The 21,100-nt window shown below is 68.2% G+C and carries 26 protein-coding genes and 1 tRNA gene; 21 read left to right on the top strand and 6 right to left on the bottom strand.

The annotated features are described in order from the left end of the window. The 3 genes from rph to Q0Z66_RS09430 form a co-directional block, all read left to right on the top strand. Positions 1-585 (top strand): ribonuclease PH (rph, locus tag Q0Z66_RS09420; RefSeq protein ID WP_298040499.1); only part of this gene is annotated, 585 nt, incomplete at its 5' end. Next, the gene (rdgB, locus tag Q0Z66_RS09425; protein WP_298040501.1) at positions 582-1,181 is read left to right on the top strand and encodes an RdgB/HAM1 family non-canonical purine NTP pyrophosphatase; all 600 of its coding nucleotides are present in this window, start codon (positions 582-584) and stop codon (positions 1,179-1,181) included. The genes rph and rdgB, both read left to right, overlap by 4 nt. A gap of 79 nt (positions 1,182-1,260) precedes the next feature. Then, a complete protein-coding gene (locus Q0Z66_RS09430) occupies positions 1,261-2,178 on the top strand; it encodes a cation diffusion facilitator family transporter (RefSeq protein ID WP_298040503.1) in 918 nt (305 codons plus the stop codon). A 26-nt stretch (positions 2,179-2,204) separates the two neighbouring features. Here Q0Z66_RS09430 and Q0Z66_RS09435 read toward each other — a convergent pair whose 3' ends face one another. Together Q0Z66_RS09435 and Q0Z66_RS09440 are read right to left on the bottom strand one after the other, a co-directional pair. After that, a complete protein-coding gene (locus tag Q0Z66_RS09435; RefSeq protein WP_298040505.1) occupies positions 2,205-2,858 on the bottom strand; it encodes a VTT domain-containing protein in 654 nt (217 codons plus the stop codon). Positions 2,859-2,897: 39 nt separating this feature from the next. Continuing rightward, positions 2,898-2,979: transfer RNA gene (locus Q0Z66_RS09440), tRNA-Leu, on the bottom strand. A gap of 130 nt (positions 2,980-3,109) precedes the next feature. Here Q0Z66_RS09440 and Q0Z66_RS09445 point away from each other — a divergent pair. From Q0Z66_RS09445 to Q0Z66_RS09475, 7 genes are read left to right on the top strand one after another with little or no spacing between them, the layout of a single operon-like run. Then, positions 3,110-4,252, top strand: a complete 1,143-nt coding sequence (locus Q0Z66_RS09445; protein ID WP_298040507.1) for an ATPase, T2SS/T4P/T4SS family — start codon at positions 3,110-3,112, stop codon at positions 4,250-4,252. Continuing rightward, entirely contained in the window at positions 4,249-5,112 is an 864-nt protein-coding gene (locus Q0Z66_RS09450; RefSeq protein ID WP_298040508.1) for a type II secretion system F family protein, read from the top strand. The genes Q0Z66_RS09445 and Q0Z66_RS09450 overlap by 4 nt, the downstream gene beginning before the upstream one ends. Continuing rightward, positions 5,109-6,047, top strand: a complete 939-nt coding sequence (locus tag Q0Z66_RS09455) for a type II secretion system F family protein (protein ID WP_298040509.1) — start codon at positions 5,109-5,111, stop codon at positions 6,045-6,047. Before Q0Z66_RS09450 ends, Q0Z66_RS09455 begins: the two co-directional genes overlap by 4 nt. 32 nt (positions 6,048-6,079) lie before the next feature. Further along, entirely contained in the window at positions 6,080-6,277 is a 198-nt protein-coding gene (locus Q0Z66_RS09460) for a hypothetical protein (protein ID WP_298040511.1), read from the top strand. Between the two features lie 47 nt (positions 6,278-6,324). Then, complete coding sequence (locus tag Q0Z66_RS09465) at positions 6,325-6,678, top strand: TadE family protein (protein ID WP_298040513.1); 354 nt, start codon at positions 6,325-6,327, stop codon at positions 6,676-6,678. Further along, positions 6,650-7,105, top strand: coding sequence for a TadE family protein (locus Q0Z66_RS09470; RefSeq protein ID WP_298040515.1), 456 nt, complete (start codon positions 6,650-6,652; stop codon positions 7,103-7,105). Before Q0Z66_RS09465 ends, Q0Z66_RS09470 begins: the two co-directional genes overlap by 29 nt. Further along, entirely contained in the window at positions 7,102-7,515 is a 414-nt protein-coding gene (locus tag Q0Z66_RS09475; protein WP_366938983.1) for a pilus assembly protein TadG-related protein, read from the top strand. Before Q0Z66_RS09470 ends, Q0Z66_RS09475 begins: the two co-directional genes overlap by 4 nt. 4 nt (positions 7,516-7,519) lie before the next feature. Here the strand turns inward: Q0Z66_RS09475 and Q0Z66_RS09480 are convergent, their stop codons facing one another. Continuing rightward, the gene (locus Q0Z66_RS09480; protein ID WP_298040539.1) at positions 7,520-8,746 is read right to left on the bottom strand and encodes an MFS transporter; all 1,227 of its coding nucleotides are present in this window, start codon (positions 8,744-8,746) and stop codon (positions 7,520-7,522) included. Between the two features lie 103 nt (positions 8,747-8,849). Here Q0Z66_RS09480 and prfB point away from each other — a divergent pair, with 103 nt between their 5' ends. The 4 genes from prfB to smpB are packed head-to-tail and all read left to right on the top strand — an operon-like array spanning position 8,850 to position 12,404. Further along, positions 8,850-9,962, top strand: a complete 1,113-nt coding sequence (gene prfB, locus Q0Z66_RS09485; protein WP_298040517.1) for a peptide chain release factor 2 — start codon at positions 8,850-8,852, stop codon at positions 9,960-9,962. 58 nt (positions 9,963-10,020) lie between these two features. After that, positions 10,021-10,959, top strand: a complete 939-nt coding sequence (ftsE, locus tag Q0Z66_RS09490; RefSeq protein WP_298040519.1) for a cell division ATP-binding protein FtsE — start codon at positions 10,021-10,023, stop codon at positions 10,957-10,959. Further along, complete coding sequence (gene ftsX / locus Q0Z66_RS09495; protein WP_298040521.1) at positions 10,956-11,870, top strand: permease-like cell division protein FtsX; 915 nt, start codon at positions 10,956-10,958, stop codon at positions 11,868-11,870. Before ftsE ends, ftsX begins: the two co-directional genes overlap by 4 nt. A gap of 57 nt (positions 11,871-11,927) precedes the next feature. Then, entirely contained in the window at positions 11,928-12,404 is a 477-nt protein-coding gene (smpB, locus tag Q0Z66_RS09500) for an SsrA-binding protein SmpB (protein ID WP_298040523.1), read from the top strand. Between the two features lie 3 nt (positions 12,405-12,407). Here the strand turns inward: smpB and Q0Z66_RS09505 are convergent, their stop codons facing one another. Continuing rightward, positions 12,408-14,300, bottom strand: a complete 1,893-nt coding sequence (locus Q0Z66_RS09505) for a prolyl oligopeptidase family serine peptidase (protein ID WP_298040525.1) — start codon at positions 14,298-14,300, stop codon at positions 12,408-12,410. A 57-nt stretch (positions 14,301-14,357) separates the two neighbouring features. Then, the gene (lexA, locus tag Q0Z66_RS09510) at positions 14,358-15,044 is read right to left on the bottom strand and encodes a transcriptional repressor LexA (protein ID WP_298040527.1); all 687 of its coding nucleotides are present in this window, start codon (positions 15,042-15,044) and stop codon (positions 14,358-14,360) included. 265 nt (positions 15,045-15,309) lie between these two features. Here lexA and Q0Z66_RS09515 point away from each other — a divergent pair, with 265 nt between their 5' ends. The 6 genes from Q0Z66_RS09515 (at position 15,310) to Q0Z66_RS09540 (ending at position 19,639) form a co-directional block, all read left to right on the top strand. Continuing rightward, positions 15,310-15,672 carry a LysM peptidoglycan-binding domain-containing protein gene (locus Q0Z66_RS09515; protein ID WP_298040528.1) on the top strand — a complete coding sequence of 121 codons (363 nt, stop codon included), beginning with the start codon at positions 15,310-15,312 and terminating at the stop codon, positions 15,670-15,672. A gap of 20 nt (positions 15,673-15,692) precedes the next feature. After that, complete coding sequence (locus Q0Z66_RS09520; RefSeq protein ID WP_298040529.1) at positions 15,693-16,778, top strand: histidinol-phosphate transaminase; 1,086 nt, start codon at positions 15,693-15,695, stop codon at positions 16,776-16,778. Beyond that, positions 16,775-17,380, top strand: coding sequence for an imidazoleglycerol-phosphate dehydratase HisB (gene hisB / locus Q0Z66_RS09525; protein WP_298040531.1), 606 nt, complete (start codon positions 16,775-16,777; stop codon positions 17,378-17,380). The genes Q0Z66_RS09520 and hisB overlap by 4 nt, the downstream gene beginning before the upstream one ends. Further along, positions 17,377-18,012, top strand: a complete 636-nt coding sequence (gene hisH, locus Q0Z66_RS09530) for an imidazole glycerol phosphate synthase subunit HisH (protein ID WP_298040532.1) — start codon at positions 17,377-17,379, stop codon at positions 18,010-18,012. The genes hisB and hisH overlap by 4 nt, the downstream gene beginning before the upstream one ends. A gap of 111 nt (positions 18,013-18,123) precedes the next feature. Continuing rightward, on the top strand, positions 18,124-18,870 hold the full coding sequence (gene priA / locus Q0Z66_RS09535) for a bifunctional 1-(5-phosphoribosyl)-5-((5-phosphoribosylamino)methylideneamino)imidazole-4-carboxamide isomerase/phosphoribosylanthranilate isomerase PriA (protein ID WP_298040533.1): 747 nt from the start codon (positions 18,124-18,126) through the stop codon (positions 18,868-18,870). Continuing rightward, positions 18,854-19,639, top strand: coding sequence for an SseB family protein (locus Q0Z66_RS09540; protein ID WP_298040534.1), 786 nt, complete (start codon positions 18,854-18,856; stop codon positions 19,637-19,639). The genes priA and Q0Z66_RS09540 overlap by 17 nt, the downstream gene beginning before the upstream one ends. 71 nt (positions 19,640-19,710) lie before the next feature. Here Q0Z66_RS09540 and Q0Z66_RS09545 read toward each other — a convergent pair whose 3' ends face one another. After that, positions 19,711-20,103, bottom strand: coding sequence for a DUF1844 domain-containing protein (locus Q0Z66_RS09545; protein WP_298040535.1), 393 nt, complete (start codon positions 20,101-20,103; stop codon positions 19,711-19,713). Between the two features lie 238 nt (positions 20,104-20,341). Here Q0Z66_RS09545 and infC point away from each other — a divergent pair, with 238 nt between their 5' ends. Further along, on the top strand, positions 20,342-20,986 hold the full coding sequence (infC, locus tag Q0Z66_RS09550; RefSeq protein ID WP_366938984.1) for a translation initiation factor IF-3: 645 nt from the start codon (positions 20,342-20,344) through the stop codon (positions 20,984-20,986). Positions 20,987-21,100 lie beyond the last annotated feature (114 nt).

The following is a 21,100-nucleotide window of genomic DNA, read 5'->3' on the forward strand; positions in this document are numbered from 1 at the left end:
GTCCCGCGCTGGCTGACCGGCAAGGGCAAGGGCTGGGTCACCGCCGAGTACTCCATGCTTCCCCGCGCGACCAACAGCCGCAATGACCGCGAGAGCGTCAAGGGCAAGATCGGCGGACGCACCCACGAGATCTCCCGGCTCATCGGCCGGGCACTCCGCGCCGTCGTCGACACGAAGGCGCTCGGCGAGAACACGCTCGTCATCGACTGCGACGTGCTGCAGGCCGATGGCGGCACCCGAACCGCGGCGATCACCGGCGCCTATGTCGCACTGGCCGATGCGATCGAGTGGGGCCGCAACAAGAAGTTCATCGGCAAGAACGCCACCCCGCTGATCGATTCGGTCGCCGCGGTCTCGGTCGGAATCATCGACGGCGAACCCATGCTCGATCTCGCCTATGTCGAGGACGTCCGTGCCGAGACCGACATGAACGTCGTCGTCACCGGGCGCGGCCTGTTCGTCGAGGTGCAGGGCACCGCCGAGGGCGCGCCCTTCGACAAGCGCGAGCTCGACGCGCTGCTCGAGCTCGGCGTCAACGGCTGCGCCGATCTGAAGGCCCACCAGCTGAAGGCGCTCGAGGCATGACGACGAAGGTCGTCCTCGCCACGCACAACCCGCACAAGGTCAGCGAGTTCCAGCAGATCGTCGCGCTGACCCGCCCCGACCTCGAGGTCATCGGCTACGACGGCCCCGAGCCGGTCGAGGACGGCGTCTCCTTCGCCGAGAACGCCCTCATCAAAGCACGCGCCGCGGCCGCCCACACGGGGCTGGCGGCCTTCGCCGACGACTCCGGCATCTGCGTCGACGTGCTCGGCGGCTCGCCGGGTATCTTCTCGGCCTACTGGGCCGGGCAGAAGAAGGACGCCGCAGCGAACCTCGAACTGCTGCTCGACCAGCTCGCCGACATCGCCGATCCGCATCGCGCGGCGCAGTTCATCTCGACGATCGCGCTCGTGACGCCGGAGGGCGCCGAGCACACCGTCGCCGGTGTCTGGCCGGGACGCCTCGCCACGGCACCGGCCGGGGGCCACGGCTTCGGCTACGACCCGATCTTCATCCCGGACGGCCAGACCGCCGGCGATGAGCGCACCGCGGCGGAGCTGTCGGACGAGGAGAAGCAGTCGCAGTCGCACCGGGCTCGCGCCTTCGAAGCGTTCGTTCCGCTGCTGAAGACGCTCTGACGCGCTATTGAGAATCATCACCGTTCCCGACTGGCCCATCACGGCCTTCGGGACCGGTGAGGTCGCCTAGCCTGGAGGCATGCACGATCACGCTCCGGCTGGGGGAATCCGCTCGTTCAGCAATCGCCGACTGCTGACGATCTCCCTCTGTCTGACGGCGACGGTCATGATCGTCCAGGTCGTGGGCGCCGTGTTGACGGGATCACTGGCGCTTCTCGCCGATGCCGCCCACATGTTCACGGATGCCTCGGCCCTGGTCATCGCCCTGATCGCGAGCACGGTCGCAGCGCGTCCCGCGGATGACCGGCGCACCTTCGGCTACCAGCGCGCGGAGGTCTTCGGCGCACTCATCAACGCGATCATCCTCATCGTCCTCGCGGCGACGGTCGGAGTGGAGGGCGTGCGACGGCTCATCGAACCGGCCGAGACGGAGGTCGCCGGCCCCCTCATGCTGGTCGTCGCGATCATCGGTCTGATCGCGAACATGATCGCCATGTGGCTGCTCAGCGCCGCGCAGAAGACGAACATCAACGTGCGCGGCGCATATCTCGAGGTGCTCGGCGACATGATCGGCTCCGCCGCGGTCATCGTCGCCGCTGTCGTGATCGTCGTGACGGGATGGATGCCGGCGGATGCCATCGCCTCACTCTTCATCGCGGTGATGATCATCCCGCGCGCGGTCTCGTTGCTGCGCGAGGTCTTCTCGGTGCTCGCGGAGTCCGCTCCGAAGGACACCCATGTCGGCGAGATCCGCGATCACCTGCAGGGGATCCACGGCGTCACCGGGGTGCATGATGTGCACGTGTGGCAGCTGACCCGCGGCGCACCGGTGTTCACCGCCCACGTGGGAGTCGATCCGGAGGTGTTCGCCGCCGGCCGCGCCGGGGATCTCCTCGAAGAGCTCCAGGCCTGCCTCAGCGACCATTTCGACGTCGAGCATTCTACCTTCCAGCTCGAGCCCGATGGTCGGGCGGAGTGCACCGAGACGCACGCCTGATGTGGGCGGTGCGCTGGAGCCCGTCGCTAGGCGCGGGCGGCTCTGCGGCGCTCGAGAAGGTAATGGATGCCCGTGACGATCACGGTTCCGAGTACGACCGCGAGCAGGATCAGGTCGATGTAGCGGGTGACGAGATCGGCGACCGTGGGGATGAATGCGATCGCGTAGCCGAGCAGCGTCAGCCCGAAGCCCCACAGCACCGCGCCGATCGCGTTGTAGAGCGAGTATCGCTTCCACGGCATATGTCCGACGCCCGCGGCGACCGGGGCGAAGGTGCGCACGATCGGGACGAATCGGGCCAGGACGATCGTCAGGCCTCCGAAGCGCTCGAAGAACGCATTGGTGCGGTCGACGTTCGCCCGGGAGAATATGCCGGAGTCCTTGCGTTCGAATATCGCCGGCCCGCCCTTGTGCCCGATGAGGTATCCGACCTCGCCTCCGATGAATGCAGACACGGCGATGGCGGATGCCACGATCCAGATGCTCACATGGAACACGTCGTTCGTGTGCGTGAGGAGCCCTGAGATGACCAGGAGCGTATCGCCGGGCAGGAGGAAGCCGATGAGCAGACCCGTCTCGGCGAAGATGATCAGGCAGACGACCAGCAGTGCCCATCCTCCCGCCGAGGAGATGATGCTCTCCGGGCTCAGCCAGTCCGGGAGGAACGCGATCTGGTGCATGCAAGCCCGTCGGGGATGGAATCGGATACAGCGGAACAGTGCGGAAGGTGGGACTTGAACCCACACGCCCAGAGGCACAGGAACCTAAATCCTGCGTGTCTACCGATTTCACCACTCCCGCATGGTGGTTCCAGTCTACGGGGCGCCGGGTCACTCGCGAGCGGACCTCGCGGATGAGCGGTCTGCGAATCTCCGCGGGGACCTGTGGATAACTTTTCCGGCAGTCCGCGGGGATTTGCAATGATTCCGGTGTGAGCCAGCCCGCCCTCGTCGTCGCCGAACGTGTTCGGCGACGACTGCGCACCGAGCGCACCGACCCCTCCCTCGCGCCCGAGGAAGCACGGCGGATCGCTCAGGCGGAAGTGCGACGGCACAACGATCTCGCATTGTCGCGTGGGGACGCGATGATCGAGGACGAGTCCGCCTGCGTCCGGGATGTGCTGGCATCAGTGGGCGGGTTCGGGCCCCTTCAACCGCTCCTCGACGATCCCACGGTCGAGGAGATCTGGTTGAACGGGCCCGAACACGTCTTCGTCGCACGGGGCGGGAAGTCCGAGCGGGTCCCGCTACGGCTCACCGATGCCGGCGTGCGCGATCTCGTCGAGCGGATGCTGCAGTCCACCGGACGCCGCGTCGACATCAGCCAGCCCTTCGTCGACGCGAGCCTGCCCGACGGATCCCGCCTGCACGTGGCGATCGCGGATGTCGTCCGCGGAGCGTGGGCCGTCAACATCCGGAAGTTCCTCCCCGTGCACCGTTCCCTCGAAGCGCTCGTCGCTCTGCGCTCGCTGCCTCAGCACGTCGCCGACCTGCTGAAGGAATCGATGCATGCGGGCCGCAGCATCATCGTCTCCGGCGCGACGCACGCCGGCAAGACGACTCTGCTCGGCGCCCTCCTGGACTCGTGCGCCGAGACGCAGCGCATCATCACGGTCGAGGAGACGTTCGAGCTCGCGGTGCAGGGCACGGATGTCGTCGCCCTGCAGGGGCGCCAGGCCAGCCTCGAGGGCACCGGGGAGATCACCCTGCGCCGCCTCGTGAAAGAGGCGCTGCGCATGCGGCCCGATCGCATCGTCGTCGGAGAGGTGCGCGACGCCGAAGCCCTCGACCTGGTTCTCGCGCTCAACACCGGTGTACCCGGTTCCGGCACCATCCACGCGAACTCCGCCGCTGAGGCGCTCGAGAAGCTGACGCTGCTCCCACTGCTCGCCGGGCGCAACATCGACCGGTCCTTCATCGCTCCCGCCGTCGCGGCGTCCGTCTCGATGATCGTGCACTGCGAGCAGGATGCGGACGGAAGCCGGCGGGTCGCGGAAGTCATCGCGCCGACGGGCGAGATCATCGACGGGCGTCTGCGCACGCGCAGCCTCTACCGCGCGGAATCTCGGCGATGACCCTGCTCATGGGGGCGCTCCTGGCCTCCGGGATGCTGCTGTGCGCCTCGCCGTGGCTGTGGCCCGCGCGCGAGCGGCACAGAGCCGAACCCGGAATCCGTGAGGGCGCCCTCGCCCGACTGCTCGATGAGGCAGGGCTCTCATCGACCGCTCCGCGCACGGTCATCGCGATCATGGTCGCCGCAGCCCTGGTCGCGGCATCCGTCGTCTGGCTGATCACCGTGATCCCCGTGCTCGCGGCGCTCGCAGCACTCGCCGCCGCGGTGACGCCGATCGTCTACCTGCGCTCCCGGCGCCTGCGCCTGCTGAAGGCCCGCCGCCAGCTCTGGCCGGACGTCTGCGATCTGCTCATCGCCTCGATCCGCGTCGGACTCTCCCTGCCGGATGCCGTCGCGAGCCTCGCCGAATCCGCCCCCGCCATGGTCCGCCCGGCGTTCGTCGTCTTCGCCCGCGACCTGCACCAGACCGGACGATTCGAGACGAGCATCGACCGTTTGAAGGCCGCGCTCGCCGATCCCATCGCCGACCGCATCGTCGAAGCGCTGAAGATGACCCGCCAGGTCGGCGGCACCGAGCTCACGTCGGTGCTGAGAGCGCTGTCCTCCTCCGTGCGCGCCGATGCGGCGCTGCGCGGCGAAGTCGAGGCGCGCCAGTCCTGGATCCGCGGCGCCGCCGTGCTCGGCGTCGTCGCACCGTGGGTGATCCTCCTGCTCCTGGTCATGCGCCCCGAAGGCGCCCAGGCCTATGCGAGCGCACAGGGCGTCGCGGTGATCTGCGCCGGGGCTGCTGTCTCGGTGATCGCCTTCCGCATCATGGTGCGCATCGGACGGCTCCCCGAACCGCGACGGTGGTTCGCATGAACGTGCTGACGGATGCCGCGACCGCGGTCCTCTGGGGCGGGCTGCTCGGTACCGGCATCCTGGGCATGCTCACGGCGCTGCCGCGATGGTCGGCGGCGCCGCTCACCGACCGCATCGCGCCCTATGTGCGCGATGCGGTCGCCGATGCCGATCTTCCCGCAGCGGCTCTTCCGCGGGTCGGCGTGCTGCCCGCGGCGGCCACCGGCGCTCGCGAGCGTCTGCGTGCCCTGCTCCTGGGCGGATTCGGCGACAGCACCGCGCTCTCCCTGCGCCTGGCGCAGGCGGGCGCCACCGAGGAGCCGGTCCGCTTCCGCGCGCGCCAATTGAGCTGGGCGGTCGCCGGATTCGGGCTCGGCAGCGCCCTGGTCGTCGTGCTCGCCGTGTCCGGGCGGCTCACGGCGCCGGCCGCCGTGCTGCCCGTCGTCCTCGGTGCCGTCGGGGCGATCGGCGTCGACATGCTCCTGACGGCCCGCGTCACCGCCCGCCGGACGCGGATCGCCGAGGAGCTGCCCACGACGCTCGAATTCCTGGCGCTGTGCCTGTCGGCGGGCGAGAGCTTCCTTGATGCGTTGCGCCGCGTGGCATCCACGGGCTCGGGCGAGCTCACCCAAGAGCTGCGACTCGTCGTCCTCGCCGTCGGCACCGGATCCCCGCTCGCCGATGCCCTGACCGAGATGTCCGCCCGGTTGCGGGTGGACAGCATCTCGCGGGCGACGGACCAGATCATCGCGGCGCTCGAGCACGGCGCGCCCCTCGCCGGCGTCCTCACCGCGCAGGCCTCGGACGCACGCGAAGACGCCAAGCGCGCACTCATCGAGCAGGCCGGGCGGCGCGAGATCACCATGATGCTTCCGCTCGTGTTCCTGATCCTGCCGCTGTCCGTGCTGTTCGCGGTGTATCCGGGGCTTTTCATCCTGAGACTCGGCCTCGGCTGAGCATTGACCATTTCCCTCACGAGGAGCAGACCATGACACGAATCACCCGATGGTGGCACGCCCTGGCCGATGGCGCCGATGCGCTCGCCGACGACGAGTCCGGAGACGTCCCCGGGTGGGTTCTGGTCACACTGATGACCGCCGGTCTCGTCGTGCTCATCTGGGCCGTCGCCGGTCCTGCGTTGACCGGGCTGTTCGAACAGGCCATCTCCCGGGTCTCCGGAATCTGACGGTGCCGCGGCGGAGATGGTGGCGCGAGGAACGCGGGTCTAGTCCGGTGGATTTCATTCTCGTCGGCTCCCTTCTGACGGTGCTGACGCTGGCGATTCTGCAGCTGGGGCTGGCCATGTACGTTCGCAACGTCGTGCACGACGCAGCCGTCGAGGGCGCGCATCACGCGGCGCTGGCCGATACGAGCCTGATCGACGGCGCCGAGCGCACCCGTGACGTCATCACACGGTCCATCGGCGCCGCCTTCGCGGAGGACATCTCCGTCGCCCGCAGTGACCGGCTGGGCTACCCGACGGCGTCGGTCACCGTGCGAACCCGGTTGCCGATCATCGGCCTGCTGGGCGTGCCCTACGCGATGGAGGTGGAAGCGGATGCCCCGATGGAGAGTCTGGGCGAATGATGAGGACGGATCGGCCGCCGTCGAGTTCATCACCGCCGGCGTCATCCTCCTCGTCCCCTTCGTCTACCTGATCATCACCCTCGGCGGCATGCAGCAGAGCCTGCTGGGTGTGGAGGCCGCCGCCCGGCACACCGCCCGGGTGATCGGGCAGGCGGAGGATGCGCCCAGCGCTGCGACCCGTGGCGATGCCGTGATCGCGAGCGTCATCGACGAGTACCAGCTCGAGGCCGAGCGCGTGCAGATCGCCATGCACTGCGTGCCGAGCGGCATCGAGTGCCCTTCGACCGGTGCGACCGTTGTGGTGACGGTCTCCACCCGCGTCTCGCTGCCCTTCGTGCCGGCGGTCTTCGGCCTCGACGAGGCCACGAGCATCCCGCTCGAGGCGGTCGCCGCGCAGAAGGTCTCCCGGCTGTGGGGCACGCAGTGATCGAGCGATCCGATGAGGACGGCAGCATCCTGCCCCTGCTTCTGGGCTATATCGTCCTCGCGATCGCCGTGGTCTTCGTGTGCACCTGCGCGACCGACCTGTACGTGCACCAGAAGCGGCTGGACTCCCTGGCGGATGCGGCGGCGCTCGCCGGAGCCGACGGGTTCACCCTCGTCGTCGAGGAGGACGCGGTGCGCGCCGAACTCACCGATTCGGGGGTGCGCGAGCAGGCGGTGGCGATCGTCGATGCGGTCTCCTCCGGGGCCTGGGTGGTCGCGGCATCCGCCCCGGATGGGGTCACCGCACGGGTGACCCTCGCCGTCGACTGGCATCCGCCGCTGTTCTCGGCGTTCGTCCCCGACGGCGTCGCGCTGGAGTCGACCGCGACGAGCCGGACCGCGCTGCGCTGAGGCGTCAGTCCTCGGAGCGCGCGGGCGGAGGGCTGAAGCGGGGGATCCACCGGACGAACCCCGCGGCGCCGAGAAGCCCTATCAGGCCCACGACACCGGAGGCGACCGACAGCGAGGCCATCGCGGTCACTCCGGAGACGATGAGGGGCGCGATGGCGCCGCCGGCATCCGTCAGCGTGCGCCACGAACCGAGGAAGGCCGCAGGATGCCGTTTCGGGGCGACATCCGCGCCGAGCGTGAGCAGGATGCCGCTGGAGAGGCCGTTGCCGACGCCGAGCACCGCCGCCAGCATCCCGAACCAGAGCACGGCGCTGTCGCCGTCGTGAGTGAAGGCGAGGGCGAGGAACCCGGTGCCCATCAGCACCATGGCCGGCATCGCCGCCCACAGACGACCGAAGCGGTCCATCACCTGACCACTGGCGTAGAAGAGCGCGAAGTCGATCGCTCCGGAGACGCCCACCACGAGCGCGATGGTCTGCGCATCGAGCCCGAGCGAGATGCCCCACAGCGGGAGCACGACCTGACGGGCCGAGCGCACCGCCGACAGGCAGGCCGCCGCGGCGCCGAGCCGGCCGAGGACCCCGCGATGGCGCCACATGGTTCGCAGCACCCCGGTTCGCTCGAGCGTCGGGATCGATCCGGTCACGGCCTCTCCGGTGTCTTCCGCGAGCGCGGATGAAACCGGGATCTCCGGGTTGCTGCGTTCGGGGTCCGGGCCGAGGAGGACGAGCGCGACCATCGCCGCGAGGCAGAGGAGGAAGAACCAGATCGCCGCATGCTCGTCTCCGAAGATCTGCAGCAGCGCCGCAGTGACGAAGGGGCCGATGAAGATGCCGAGGCGGAAGCTGCCGCCCAGCAGCGACAGCGAACGGGCGCGGAACGCCAACGGCACCCGGGTCGTCATGAACGCGTGCCGGGCGAGGCCGAAGGCCGCGGCGCAGAACCCGAGGACGAAAACGGCGACGGCGAACACCGCGATGACCGGGGCGAGAGCCATCCCGATGACCGCGACCATGGAGATGATGCCGGCGACCACCATCGTGAACCGCTCGCCGATGCGCGCGACCGCCCAACCGGCGGGGATGTTCCCGCACAGCTGTCCGACGACGAGAGCCGAGGCGACGAGAGCAGCGGATGCGACATCCGCGCCCATGTTCGCCGCGATCACCGGGATCAGGGGGAGGACCGCCCCCTCGCCGAGGGAGAAGAGCACGGTGGGCAGGTACACCATCGGACCGAACTGGCGCAGGACCCTCGACGCATTGCTCACCCGGCCCACGCTACCGCGCGGTCGTACAGCGGATGCCCGGAGATCCGCGGTAGGCTGAACTGCCATGCTCGAACTCGATCTCTCCGCCGACATCCAGGCGCTCAAGCACACCTTCGGCGACATCCGTGAGGTCGTCGATGTTCCGCGACTCACCGCCGACATCGCCCGTCTCAGCGAGGAAGCGGGCGCGCCCGACCTCTGGGACGACCCCGAAAAGGCTCAGAAGGTGACGAGCGCGCTCAGCCACCGCCAGTCCGAGCTCAAGCGCGTCACCGACATCGAGCGCCGTCTCGACGACCTCGATGTGCTCATCGAGCTCGCCAACGAGATGGAGGACGAGGACTCCGCCGCCGAGGCGCGCGCCGAACTCGCCGCTCTCACCGAGGTCATCAACAACCTCGAGGTGCAGACCCTCCTCGACGGCGAGTACGACGATCGCAGCGCGATCATCACGATCCGCTCGGGCGCCGGCGGCGATGACGCCACAGACTTCGCCGAGATCCTCATGCGCATGTACCTGCGCTGGGCCGAGCACCACAAGTACCCCACCAAGGTCATGGACATCTCGTACGCCGAAGGCGCCGGAATCAAGTCCGCCACCTTCGAGGTCGACGCGCCGTACGCCTTCGGCACGCTCTCGGTCGAAGCCGGCACGCACCGCCTCGCGCGCATCAGCCCGTTCGGCTCCGCGGACAAGCGCCAGACCAGCTTCGCGGCCGTCGAGGTCATTCCTCTCATGGAGGAGGCCACCGAGGTCGAGATCCCCGAGAACGACATCCGGGTCGATGTCTTCCGCTCCTCCGGACCCGGCGGTCAGTCGGTCAACACCACCGACTCCGCCGTGCGCCTGACGCACCTGCCGACCGGCATCGTCGTGTCGATGCAGAACGAGAAGTCGCAGATCCAGAACCGTGCGGCCGCCATGCGCGTCCTCCAGACCCGGCTGCTCCTGCTGCAGAAGGAAGAAGAGGCCGCGAAGAAGAAGGAGCTCGCCGGAAACATCACGGCGAGCTGGGGCGATCAGATGCGCTCCTACTTCCTCTACGGCCAGCAGCTCGTCAAGGACCTGCGCACGGGCCACGAGCACGGCAACCCCGCCGCTGTCTTCGATGGTGCGCTGGACGACTTCATCTCCGCCGGAATCCGCTGGCGCAAGCGTCGCGACGACGACGACTGATTCGCCCTGGGGTGTCGCTCGCCGCTGCGCGGGCACGCCCGCTTAGGCTCGATACGCCATGATTCGGTTCGAGAACGTCACCAAGCGCTACCGCGGGACGAAGAGACCGGCCCTCTCCGGGGTCGACTTCGAGATCCAGCGGGGCGAATTCGTCTTCCTCGTCGGTGCGTCAGGTTCGGGTAAATCCTCCTGCCTCCGGCTCATCCTCCGCGAAGATGTGCCCACGTCGGGGCGGGTCGCCGTCCTCGGGCGCGATCTGCGATCGCTCGCGAATCGCAAGGTGCCGTACTTCCGACGCAACATCGGCTCGGTCTTCCAGGATTTCCGGCTTCTGCCGTCCAAGACGGTCTTCCAGAACGTCGCCTTCACCCTGCAGGTGACCGGTTCCTCGCGCGGGTTCATCTCGCAGGCGGTGCCGGAGGCTCTCGCGCTTGTCGGGCTCGCGGGCAAGGAGAAGCGGATGCCGCATGAGCTCTCCGGCGGTGAGCAGCAGCGCGTCGCGATCGCCCGTGCCCTCGTCAACCGGCCGCAGCTGCTGCTCGCGGACGAGCCGACCGGAAACCTCGACCCCGCGACGTCCGTCGACATCATGCAGCTGCTCGCCCGCATCAACGCCGGCGGGACGACCGTGGTCATGGCGACTCACGAAGCGGCCTTCGTCGACCAGATGCAGCGCCGCGTCATCGAGCTCAAGCACGGTGAGATGGTGCGCGATGAGACCCATGGCGGCTACGGCGACCGCTCGATGATCCCTCGGCTCGTCCCGGAGCAGGAGCGCGGTGCCGCAGCGACGGCCGCTCTCAGCGCCGTGCAGGAGGTGCAGCGCGAGACCGAGACGCTCGAGCCGCTCACAGCCGAGCGCATCGCCGAGATGAACAGGACTCCCAGCACGCATCCGATCGTGCTCCCCGAGGTCGACGTCGCCGAGCTGGGCGTTGCCGATCGCCTGGGGCTGGCCGATGCTGCCGGAGAAGACGAAGTGGGGCCGACCTCATGAGAGCGGGACTGATTCTCATGGAGGCCCTCGGGGGTCTTCGACGCAACATCTCGATGGTGATCTCCGTCGTGCTCGTGACATTCGTCTCGCTCACGTTCGTTGGCGCCGCGATCCTCATGCAGGGGCAGATCAGCACGATGCGCGCCTACTGGACCGAGCGCGCGCAGGTATCGATCTCGATGTGCTCGACGGTGTCGAGCGGGGAGACCTGCCTGGACGGCGCGGCCACCGACGATCAGGTCGAGCAGGTCCGCGCCGAGCTCGAGGGCGATGCGCTCGGCTCCCTCATCAGCAACGTCCGCTTCGAGGACCGATCCGAGGCCTACGCGAACATCACCGAGTTGCTCGGTGAGGAGCAGGCCGGGATCCTCACCGAGGAGCAGGTGTCCGAGAGCTTCTATGTGACGCTCAAGGACCCGGAGCAATCCCAGGTGATCGTCGAGGCGTTCGCCGGCATCAACGGCGTCGAAGACGTCAGTGACCAGCTGCAGTACCTCGACCCGCTGTTCTCCGCGCTGACCGTGGCGACCTACATCGCCGTCGGAATCGCCGTGCTCATGCTGATCGCAGCGATTCTCCTGATCGCGACGACCATTCGACTTTCGGCCTATGCGCGGCGCAAAGAGATCGGCATCATGCGTCTGGTCGGAGCATCCAACCGCTTCATCCAGACCCCCTTCGTGCTCGAAGGCGTGTTCGCCGCATTCCTCGGATCCGCCCTCGCGAGCGCCGCGATCATCGCCGGCATGCACTTCGGCGTCGACGGATACCTCCGGGGGCGCGTCCCCTTCATCACGACATGGGTGTCGATGCAGGACGCGGTCATCGTCGTGCCGATCCTCATGGGTATCGGCATCGTGCTGGCGGCGCTGTCCGCGGGCTTCGCGATCCGCCGGTGGCTGCGCACGTAGCATCCGCCCTGTTATAGGGTTGAGGGCTGGCTGTACGACGGAAAACAGGAGAGCATCATGCCCAGGGAACGCGGGGAGAAGGTCATCGCGACCAATCGTCGCGCACGTCACGACTACACCATCGAGAAGTCGTACGAGGCGGGAATGGTGCTCACCGGCACCGAGGTCAAATCACTGCGTCAGGGGCGCGCGAATCTCTCCGATGGATACGCCTTCATCAAGGGCAACGAGATCTTCCTCGATTCCGTGCACATCCCGGAGTACTCGCAGGGGCACTGGACGAACCACTCCGCCAAGCGGGTGCGCAAACTCCTCATGCACCGCGAGGAGATCCAGAAGCTGGAGCACGCGGTGCAGGCCGGCGGTTACACTCTCGTCCCGATGAAGCTCTACTTCTCCGATGGACGCGCCAAGGTCGAGATCGCACTCGCGAAGGGCAAGCGAGAGTACGACAAGCGCCAGACGCTGCGCGAGCGGCAGGACACCCGCGAGGCCGAGCGCGCCATGCGGCTGCGCAACCGCATGGGGGAGTGAAGCTCACAACTCCGGTGTGAACCCGAACACCCGACCGAGGAACGTCAGTTCGCGCTCCATGGAGTCGACGACAGTCTCGGCACGACGGAAGCCGTGCCCCTCGCCGGGGTAGAGCACGTACTCGTGGTCGATGTCGCGTTCGGCGAGCGCATCGCGGATCGCCTCGGACTGCGAAGCCGGCACGACCCGGTCGTCCGCGCCCTGCAGCAGCAGCACGGGCACATCGATGCGATCGGCGTGCGTGAGTGGGGATCGGTCGATGTAGAGCTGCTCGGCCTGCGGAAGCGGACCGACAAGGCCCGAGATGTAGTGCTTCTCGAAGTCGTGGCTGTCTTCGGCCAGCATACGCAGATCGGCCACCCCGTACCGGCTGATCCCGGCGGCGAAGACCCCGCCGCGCACGAGTGCCGACAGCACCGTCCATCCGCCCGCGGAGCCGCCGCGGATCGCGATCCGGTCGGGATCGGCAAGACCCGCTTCAGCGAGTCCCCGTGCCGCGGCGAGCACGTCGTCGACATCCGCGATGCCCCACTGGCCGTCGAGGCGCTCCCGGTAGGCGCGGCCGTAACCGGTTGAGCCGCCGTAGTTCACGTCGAGGACACCGATGCCCCGGCTCGTGTAATAGGCGAACGCGGCGGACGCCGCACCCGAGACGTGGGCAGTGGGCCCGCCATGTACGAAGACGATGTATGGCGGAAGGTCGCCGCTAGGTGCGGATGCCTCAGGGTTAGCCGGCGCGTAGTCGAACGCGTGCACGGGACCGTTCGGTCCGGCGAAGGTGTGGGCGATGGCCGGCGGCATCCACGCCGGATCCGCGGGCGAGCCCCCGGCGATCGTCGTGACCTCGCCGGAGTCGACATCGACGGACCATACGCCGGCGCGGGCGGAGGCGCCGCCGCCGGAGAGCAGTACGCGCGTTCCATCCGCGTCGTCCACGCTCACGTGCCCGGTGGCGGGGACCTCGAGCGCGCGGATCGAGCCATCGCTGGCGATCACCACGACCTCGTCCGCGCCGTTGGTGCGCACAGCGACGATGCGGTCGTCCGCGAGCCGCTGGTACCAGCGGTTTCCAAGAACCCAGAGGCCATAACCGGTATCGGCATCGGCGGGCGCGATCATCCGCGCGGGGCCTGCGGCGCCGGTGGCATCGATCGCCACTCGATGAAGGCTCCATCGCGCCGGGCCGTCGATGCCGTTCCCGATGATCGGCCGGTCGTCGAGATAGACGACCTCGTCATCGTCGATCCAGGTCGGCTGCAGCGCGGCGCGGGTACCGATGGAGAAGGTCTCGTCGGACTCGAGAGACCGCACGCGCAGTGAGGCCCGCTGCCACGGCATCTGGAGGCCGCTCCACTCGACGTAGGCGATGCGCCGCCCATCGGATGAGAGCGCGGGGTGCGCGAAGAACGATCGACCCTCGGCGATGATGCGGAGAGCGCCGGGGTTCTCGGACGCCGACCCGTCCGTCGGGATCTCGATGATGCCCCGTCGATGGGGGTCCCGCGAGAGATCCTCGCGCACCGCGAACAGTCGTCCCTGTTGCCAGACCAGCCCGCCGTGATGGGGTCCGGGCGCGGTGAGCGGCATCGGCGAATCACCCGTCGTCAGGCTCATGACCTGCTGCGTGGTCGCCTCGACGAAGAACAGCGTGCCATCGGAGGAGGCGGTCCATGCCCCGCCGCCGTACTCGTGCACGCGGGATCGCGCGCTCCACGGCGCGGGCAGGATCTCGCAACCGTTCGAGCTGCGAACGCTCATCCGTCCGCCCTCGGACGGAACGGACTCGCCCCACCAGATCTCACCGGCGACGAAGCGCGACCCGTCGAGCTTGGGCGATGCCGCGGCGATATCGGCGGCGTGGAAGGGTGAGGACCAGGTTCCGTACGGCTGAGGCATGACACGAGCCTAGGCCGGACCGCCGACACCCGCTCGGAGAGCGGGGCCGGTGAGCGGTCAGACGGCTCGCATCACCGCGACGACCTTGCCGAGGACGACCGCGTCATCGCCGAGGATCGGCTCGAAGGAGGAGTTCCTGGGCAGGAGCCAGGTGTGGCCGTCGCGCTGTCGGAAGGTCTTCACCGTCGCCTCGCCGTCGAGCATCGCCGCCACGATCTCGCCGTTCTCGGCGGTCGACTGGGTGCGCACGACGACCCAGTCGCCGTCGCAGATCGCCGCGTCGATCATCGACTCCCCGGAGACCTTGAGCATGAAGAGGTCGCCCTTGCCCACGAGTTGGCGGGGGAGGGGGAAGATCTCCTCGACCTGCTGGTCCGCCGTGATCGGGACGCCTGCGGCGATGCGCCCGACCAGGGGCACCATGGCAGCGTCGCCGACGGGGGTCGAGGCATCCGCCGGATTCTCGCCGCTCTGACCGGGGAGATCGATCAGGACCTCCATCGCACGGGTCTTTCCGGGATCGCGGCGCAGGTACCCGCTCAGCTCGAGCTGGCCGAGCTGATGGGTGACGCTCGAGAGCGACTTGAGGCCGACGGCGTCGCCGATCTCGCGCATGCTCGGCGGGTAGCCGTTCGTCGCGATCGAGGACTGGATGACTTCGAGGATCGCCATCTGCTTGGCACTGAGACTCTTGCGACGACGGGTGCGTCCGGCCTCGGGGTCGGGGACGGCGATGTCGCTCATGCATGCTCCTTGGTGCGCGGTTCCGGCGGTGCTCTTCGAATGTCTGCGGCCCGTGGTGGGGTCTCGTTATCGAGAACCGTAGCGGAGATTCGCCCCGATTCGGAATATCTGTTCGAGCGTGTCCTCGAATCGGATGCCGGGTTTTCGAATAATCCTTGACATCCATTCGAATTCGAAGATAAGTTCGGAACGTAGCTTCGCATTCACCGCTCCCGGCCGAGCGGTGAATGCGAACACTGCGTCCACAGGCAGAGGAGACAAACTCATGAGCAGCACCAGCATCAGTGCCCCGGTCATCAGCCCCGTGCGCGCGACGACGCGGCTGCGTCTGACCGCGCGCGGCCGAGCTGTGCTGCTCGGGCTCGCCGCAGTTCCGCTGGCGGCCGTCGTTGGTCTCGTCGCGCTCAGCGGGGGCTCGGCGCTCGCCTCGGGTGAGTCCTCGCCGGCGACGGGGTTCGAGATGGTGACGATCCTGCCGGGCGATACCCTGTGGTCGGTGGCCGAGTCCGTGGCGCCGGGTGTCGACCCGCGTATCGTGATCGATGAGATCCAGCGTCTGAATGTCCGCAGCAACGGGGCGGTCCAGGTCGGCGAGCGGATCGCGATTCCCGCGCAGTACTCGAATTGATCTCCCCGTAGCATGGAAGGGTGACTGCTTCACTCGACGACCTGCCCCTCCGCGACGATCTTCGCGGACTCACCCCCTACGGTGCTCCGCAGGCCCCGCTGCCTGTCGCGCTGAACGTCAACGAGAACACGCATCCGGTTCCTGACGCGGTTGCGAGTGAAATCCTCGATGACATCGCCGTCGCTCTGCGTGATGTCAACCGCTACCCCGACCGCGAGTTCACGGCGCTGCGCGAGGCATTCGCCGGATACCTCGGGCATGGCCTGGATGCTGCGCAGATCTGGGCGGGCAACGGCTCCAACGAGGTGCTCCAGCACATAATGCAGGCCTTCGGCGGCCCCGGTCGCACGGTGTTCGGTTTCGGGCCGACCTACTCGATGTACCCGTTGCTGGCTCAAGGAACGGGCGCCCGCTGGGTCGCGGGGGAGCGGCGCGATGATTACACCATCACGCCGGAAGAGGCCGCCGCGCAGGTCGAGCTGCACGATCCCGACATCGTGCTGCTGTGCCGTCCGAACAACCCGACGGGAACCCCGCTCGGCCTCGACGTCGTCGAGGCCGTCTATGCGGCATCCCGTGGCGTCGTCGTCGTCGACGAGGCGTACTGGGAATTCGCGCCGCGTGACGCCGTCTCGGCGCTGAGCCTCCTGGAGGGGCGTCCCCGCCTCGCGATCTCGCGCACGATGAGCAAGGCATTCGCCTTCGCCGGTGCCCGGGTGGGGTACCTCGCCGCAGACCCCGCCTTCATCGATGCGCTTCGCCTCGTGCGCCTGCCCTACCACCTCAGCGCCCTCACGCAGGCGGCCGCGGTCGCCGCGCTGCGCAATGCCGACACCATGCTCGGGATGGTCGATGAGATCGTCCAGCAGCGCGATCGCATCACGGCGACGCTCGAGGCGCTGGGTTACCGGCCGCGCGAGTCCTGGTCGAACTTCGTGCTCTTCGGCGGGGTGGAGCACCCGAGGGCGACGTTCCAGGCGCTGTACGATCGGGGCGTCCTCGTCCGTGATGTCGGCATCCCGAACCACCTGCGCGTGACGGCGGGCACCGAGGCCGAGACGACGGCGTTCCTCGACGCGCTGGCGTCGGTAGAATCAGCCTCATGAGTGCTTCCCGTATCGCGACCCGCGGCCGACACACCTCCGAGTCGACCGTCGAGGTCACCGTCAACCTTGACGGCACCGGCCGCAGCGACATCGACACCTCGGTGCCCTTCTTCGATCACATGCTGACGGCGTTCGCGAAGCATTCGCTCACGGACCTCACGGTCCGCGCCACGGGAGATACCCACATCGATGCCCACCACACGGTGGAGGACACCGCGATCGTGCTGGGGCAGGCGATCCGCGAGGCCCTCGGCGACAAATCGGGAATCTCCCGCTACGGAGATGCCCTCGTCCCGCTGGACGAGGCGCTCGCCCAGGCCGTCGTCGACATCAGCGGACGTCCCTTCCTCGTGCACTCCGGCGAGCCGGCAGGCTTCGAGATGCACCTGATCGGCGGACACTTCACAGGCTCGCTCGTGCGCCACGTCTTCGAGGCGCTGACGTTCCACGCGGGGTTGACCGTGCACGTTCGCGTTCTCGGCGGTCGCGACCCGCACCACATCGCCGAGGCCGAGTTCAAGGCCTTCGCCCGCGCGTTCCGTCAGGCGAAGGCTCTGGACCCTCTGGTCGAGGGCATCCCCTCGACCAAGGGAGCCCTGTGACCCGCCGCCCGACCGTCGTCGTCTACGACTACGACTCGGGGAACGTCCATTCGGCGGTCAAGGCATTGATCGCCGCAGGCGCGGATGCGGTCCTCACGGGCGACCGCACCGCTGCGCTCGAAGCCGATGGGCTGTTCGTCCCCGGCGTCGGAGCGTTCGCGGCTGTGCGCGAGGCTCTCATCGCGAAGGGCGGCGACGAGATCATCGAGCGGCGTCTGGCGGGAGGACGCAAGGTCCTCGGCGTCTGCGTCGGCATGCAGGTGATGTTCGAGCACGGCGTGGAGCGCGGCCAGGACGTCGCCGGTCTCGGTGAATGGCCGGGGGCCGTCACCGAGCTCAACGCGCCGGTGCTGCCGCACATGGGCTGGAACACGGTGACCCCGGATGCCGGCAGCATCCTGTTCCGCGGCCTGGAGGAGGAGCGCTTCTACTTCGTGCACTCCTACGCGGCGCAGAAGTGGGAGCTCGACGTCATCCCGCCGTTCCCGAAGCCCCAGCTCACCTGGACGACGTACGGAGACCCGTTCCTCGCCGCGGTCGAGAACGGCCCGCTGTCGGCGACCCAGTTCCACCCGGAGAAGTCCGGTGAGGCGGGCATCCGTCTTCTCAAGAACTGGGTCGACAGCCTCTGAGCCGCGGTGGCGGTCTCAATGAGTCGTCGCCGTTTTGAACCCTGAACCCCGCCGGGCTAGTCTCGGATTCCGTGCACCTCGATCGGCGCACTTCACCCACCTGAGGATGACATGAACGATTTCGCGTCCACGCCCAAGCTCACCCTTCTGCCGGCGGTCGATGTCGCCGGCGGCCAGGCGGTCCGTCTCACGCAGGGCGAGGCCGGTTCCGAGACCAGCTACGGCGATCCGTTGGATGCCGCGGGGGAATGGGTCGACCAGGGGGCGGAGTGGATCCACCTCGTCGACCTCGACGCAGCCTTCGGCCGTGGCAACAACACGGTGATCCTGCGCAAGGTCATCAAGCAGTTCAAGGGTGTGAACATCGAGCTCTCGGGCGGCATCCGCGATGATGCGAGCATCGAGGCGGCCCTGGAGAGCGGCGCGAGTCGCATCAACCTCGGCACCGCGGCGCTCGAGAACCCGGAGTGGTCCGCCGATGTCATCGCACGCTACGGCGAGGCCGTGGCGGTCGGTCTGGATGTGCGCGGAACGACGCTCGCCGCCCGCGGCTGGACGAAGGAGGGCGGCGACCTCTGGGAGGTGCTCGCCCGCCTCGAAGACGCCGGCTGCAGCCGGTATGTCGTCACCGACGTCACGAAGGACGGCACGCTCCGCGGCCCGAACATCGAGCTGCTCCGCGAGGTGACTGCACGCACCCCGAAGCCGGTCATCGCCTCGGGCGGCGTCTCCAACCTCGATGACATCGCCGCTCTCCGAGAGCTCGTGCACCTGGGTGTCGAGGGCGCGATCGTCGGCAAGGCCCTCTACGCGGGCGCGTTCACACTGGCCGAGGCCCTGGATGTCGCAGGGGACTGACGCCTGCGACCATGGCAACCACGGCGATTCCGCCGGGGTGCCCTGGGAAGGGCGCAGCTTCGAACCGAATCCGCATTCAACGGATGACGGCTCGGCCGACCCTGCGCTGCTCGACGCGCTGACGCGCTTCCGCGCGGGTTCCGGGAGCCAGGCGGAGGTCGTGGACGCCTTCCGCGGAGCACGCGTTCTCATCCCCCTGATCGCCGAGCGCGGCGATGAGGGCGTGGGACCCACGGGCCTCCTCGTCGACAAGACGCAGGAGCTGTCGATCGTGACGGTCGCTGCGCCGGATGGGCGCACGGTGCAGCCCGTGTTCTCGTCGGTGGAGGCCATGCAGGAATGGGATCCGAAAGCGCGGCCGATCCCGGTCGAGGCGGTGCGTGTCGCACTATCGGCGTCTTCAGAGGGCACCGACCTCATCGTTCTGGACCCGACGAGCGAAACCGAGTTCGTCATCCGGCGTCCTGCGGTCTGGGCCCTGGCCCAGGGGCAGTCGTGGGAGCCGAGCTTCCTGTCTCCCGAGGTCTTCCTCGCGCTGCAGGAGAGCATCGGGCACGAGTTGGCCGTGATCGATGTCGCGGTCGCAGCAGGGGACCCGGATGCTCGTCTGCACGGCCCGGAGCTGGTCGTGATCCTCGACCTCGCGGATGGGCTCGAGCGTGAGACGCTCGATGCCGTCCTGGCCCGTCTCGCGCAGCGCTGGGCGGCAGACGATCGTATCGCCGTGCTCGCGGACTCGTTGACGGTGAAGCTGCGCCGCGCAAGCTGACGTTGATCTGCAGAACAGGGCTCATCCCGAGGGATGAGCCCTGTTCTGCAGGTCGGGGGCGTCGAGGCCCGTCAGTTGACCGGGCCGGTCCACTTCTCGCCCGGACCCTTGCCGATCGGGTCGGGAATGGCGGATGCTTCGCGGAAAGCGAGCTGCAGCGATCGCAGGCCGTCGCGCAGCGAGCGCGCATGCATGTCGCTGATCTCGGGCGCGCCGGCCGTGATGAGCCCGGCGAGGGCATTGATGAGCTTTCGCGCCTCGTCGAGGTCGAGCTCATTGTCGGGGTCATGGGCGAGGCCCGTCTTCACGGCCGCGGCGCTCATGAGGTGCACGGCTGCGGTGGTGATCACCTCGACGGCGGGAACGTCGGCGATGTCGCGGGTGGCCGCCGCTGCGGCCTCCTCCTGCTGCTGCCAGCGCTCGTGGCGCTCGTCGGGGGTGTCATCCTGATGCGGAATCGTCACTTTGCCTTGCCTTCTGTTAGACTTTGTCGGGCTTCGGAGCGTCGTGCTCCGAACTGAAAGAGGATTCACTTCCCACCCGCGCTTGCCGTTCCAGGCTACCGGGTCTTGCACTCCGCCGGTTCCCGCCGGCAGATCGGACGATGTCCGGTGGTCAGGGTGCGAAGCCGATGTCTGAGCGTCGGCGGGTGTGGGGCGATTCCGATTTCGCCCGTGATGCAGTCAGCGTCGCGGAGGCCGAATCCCATCGTCTAAGGAGCTCCGCATCAGCGATCCCCGTACCAATGAGCGCATCCGCGTCCCCGAGGTCCGCCTCGTCGGCCCCGCGGGTGAGCAGATCGGCGTCGTCCGCATCGAGGCCGCGCTGCGCCTTGCGCAGGAAGCCGATCTCGACCTCGTCGAGGTTGCCCCCAACTCGAAGCCGCCCGTGGTCAAGATCATGGATTACGGCAAGTTCAAGTACGAGGCCGCCCAGAAGGCGAAGGAAGCTCGCCGCAACCAGGCGAACACGATCCTCAAGGAAGTCCGCTTCCGCCTGAAGATCGAGGCGCACGACTACACGACGAAGCTCAAGCGCGCCGAGGGCTTCCTGAAGTCGGGCGACAAGGTCAAGGCCATGATCCTGTTCCGCGGCCGTGAGCAGCAGAAGCCCGAGCAGGGCGTTCGTCTGCTGCGCAAGTTCGCCGAGGACGTCGCCGAGTTCGGCACGGTCGAGTCGAACCCCACGATCGATGGTCGCAACATGGTCATGGTCGTCGCGCCGCTGAAGAACAAGTCCGAGGCGAAGGCCGAGCAGAACGCCGTGCGCGATGCGCAGCGCGCTACCAAGCAGGGCGCCCGCAACGACAGCTCGGCCGGAGAGGCCGAAGCCGCACCGGCGGAGTGACACCCGCCCCGAAGACTCCCGCACTGCGGGCTGACAACGTCGCCTGAGAAGGCGCCATACGAAGGAAGAGAAGATGCCGAAGCAGAAGACCCACTCGGGTGCTAAGAAGCGCTT

The organism is uncultured Microbacterium sp., assembly GCF_947632095.1.
Taxonomy (GTDB): Bacteria; Actinomycetota; Actinomycetes; order Actinomycetales; family Microbacteriaceae; genus Microbacterium.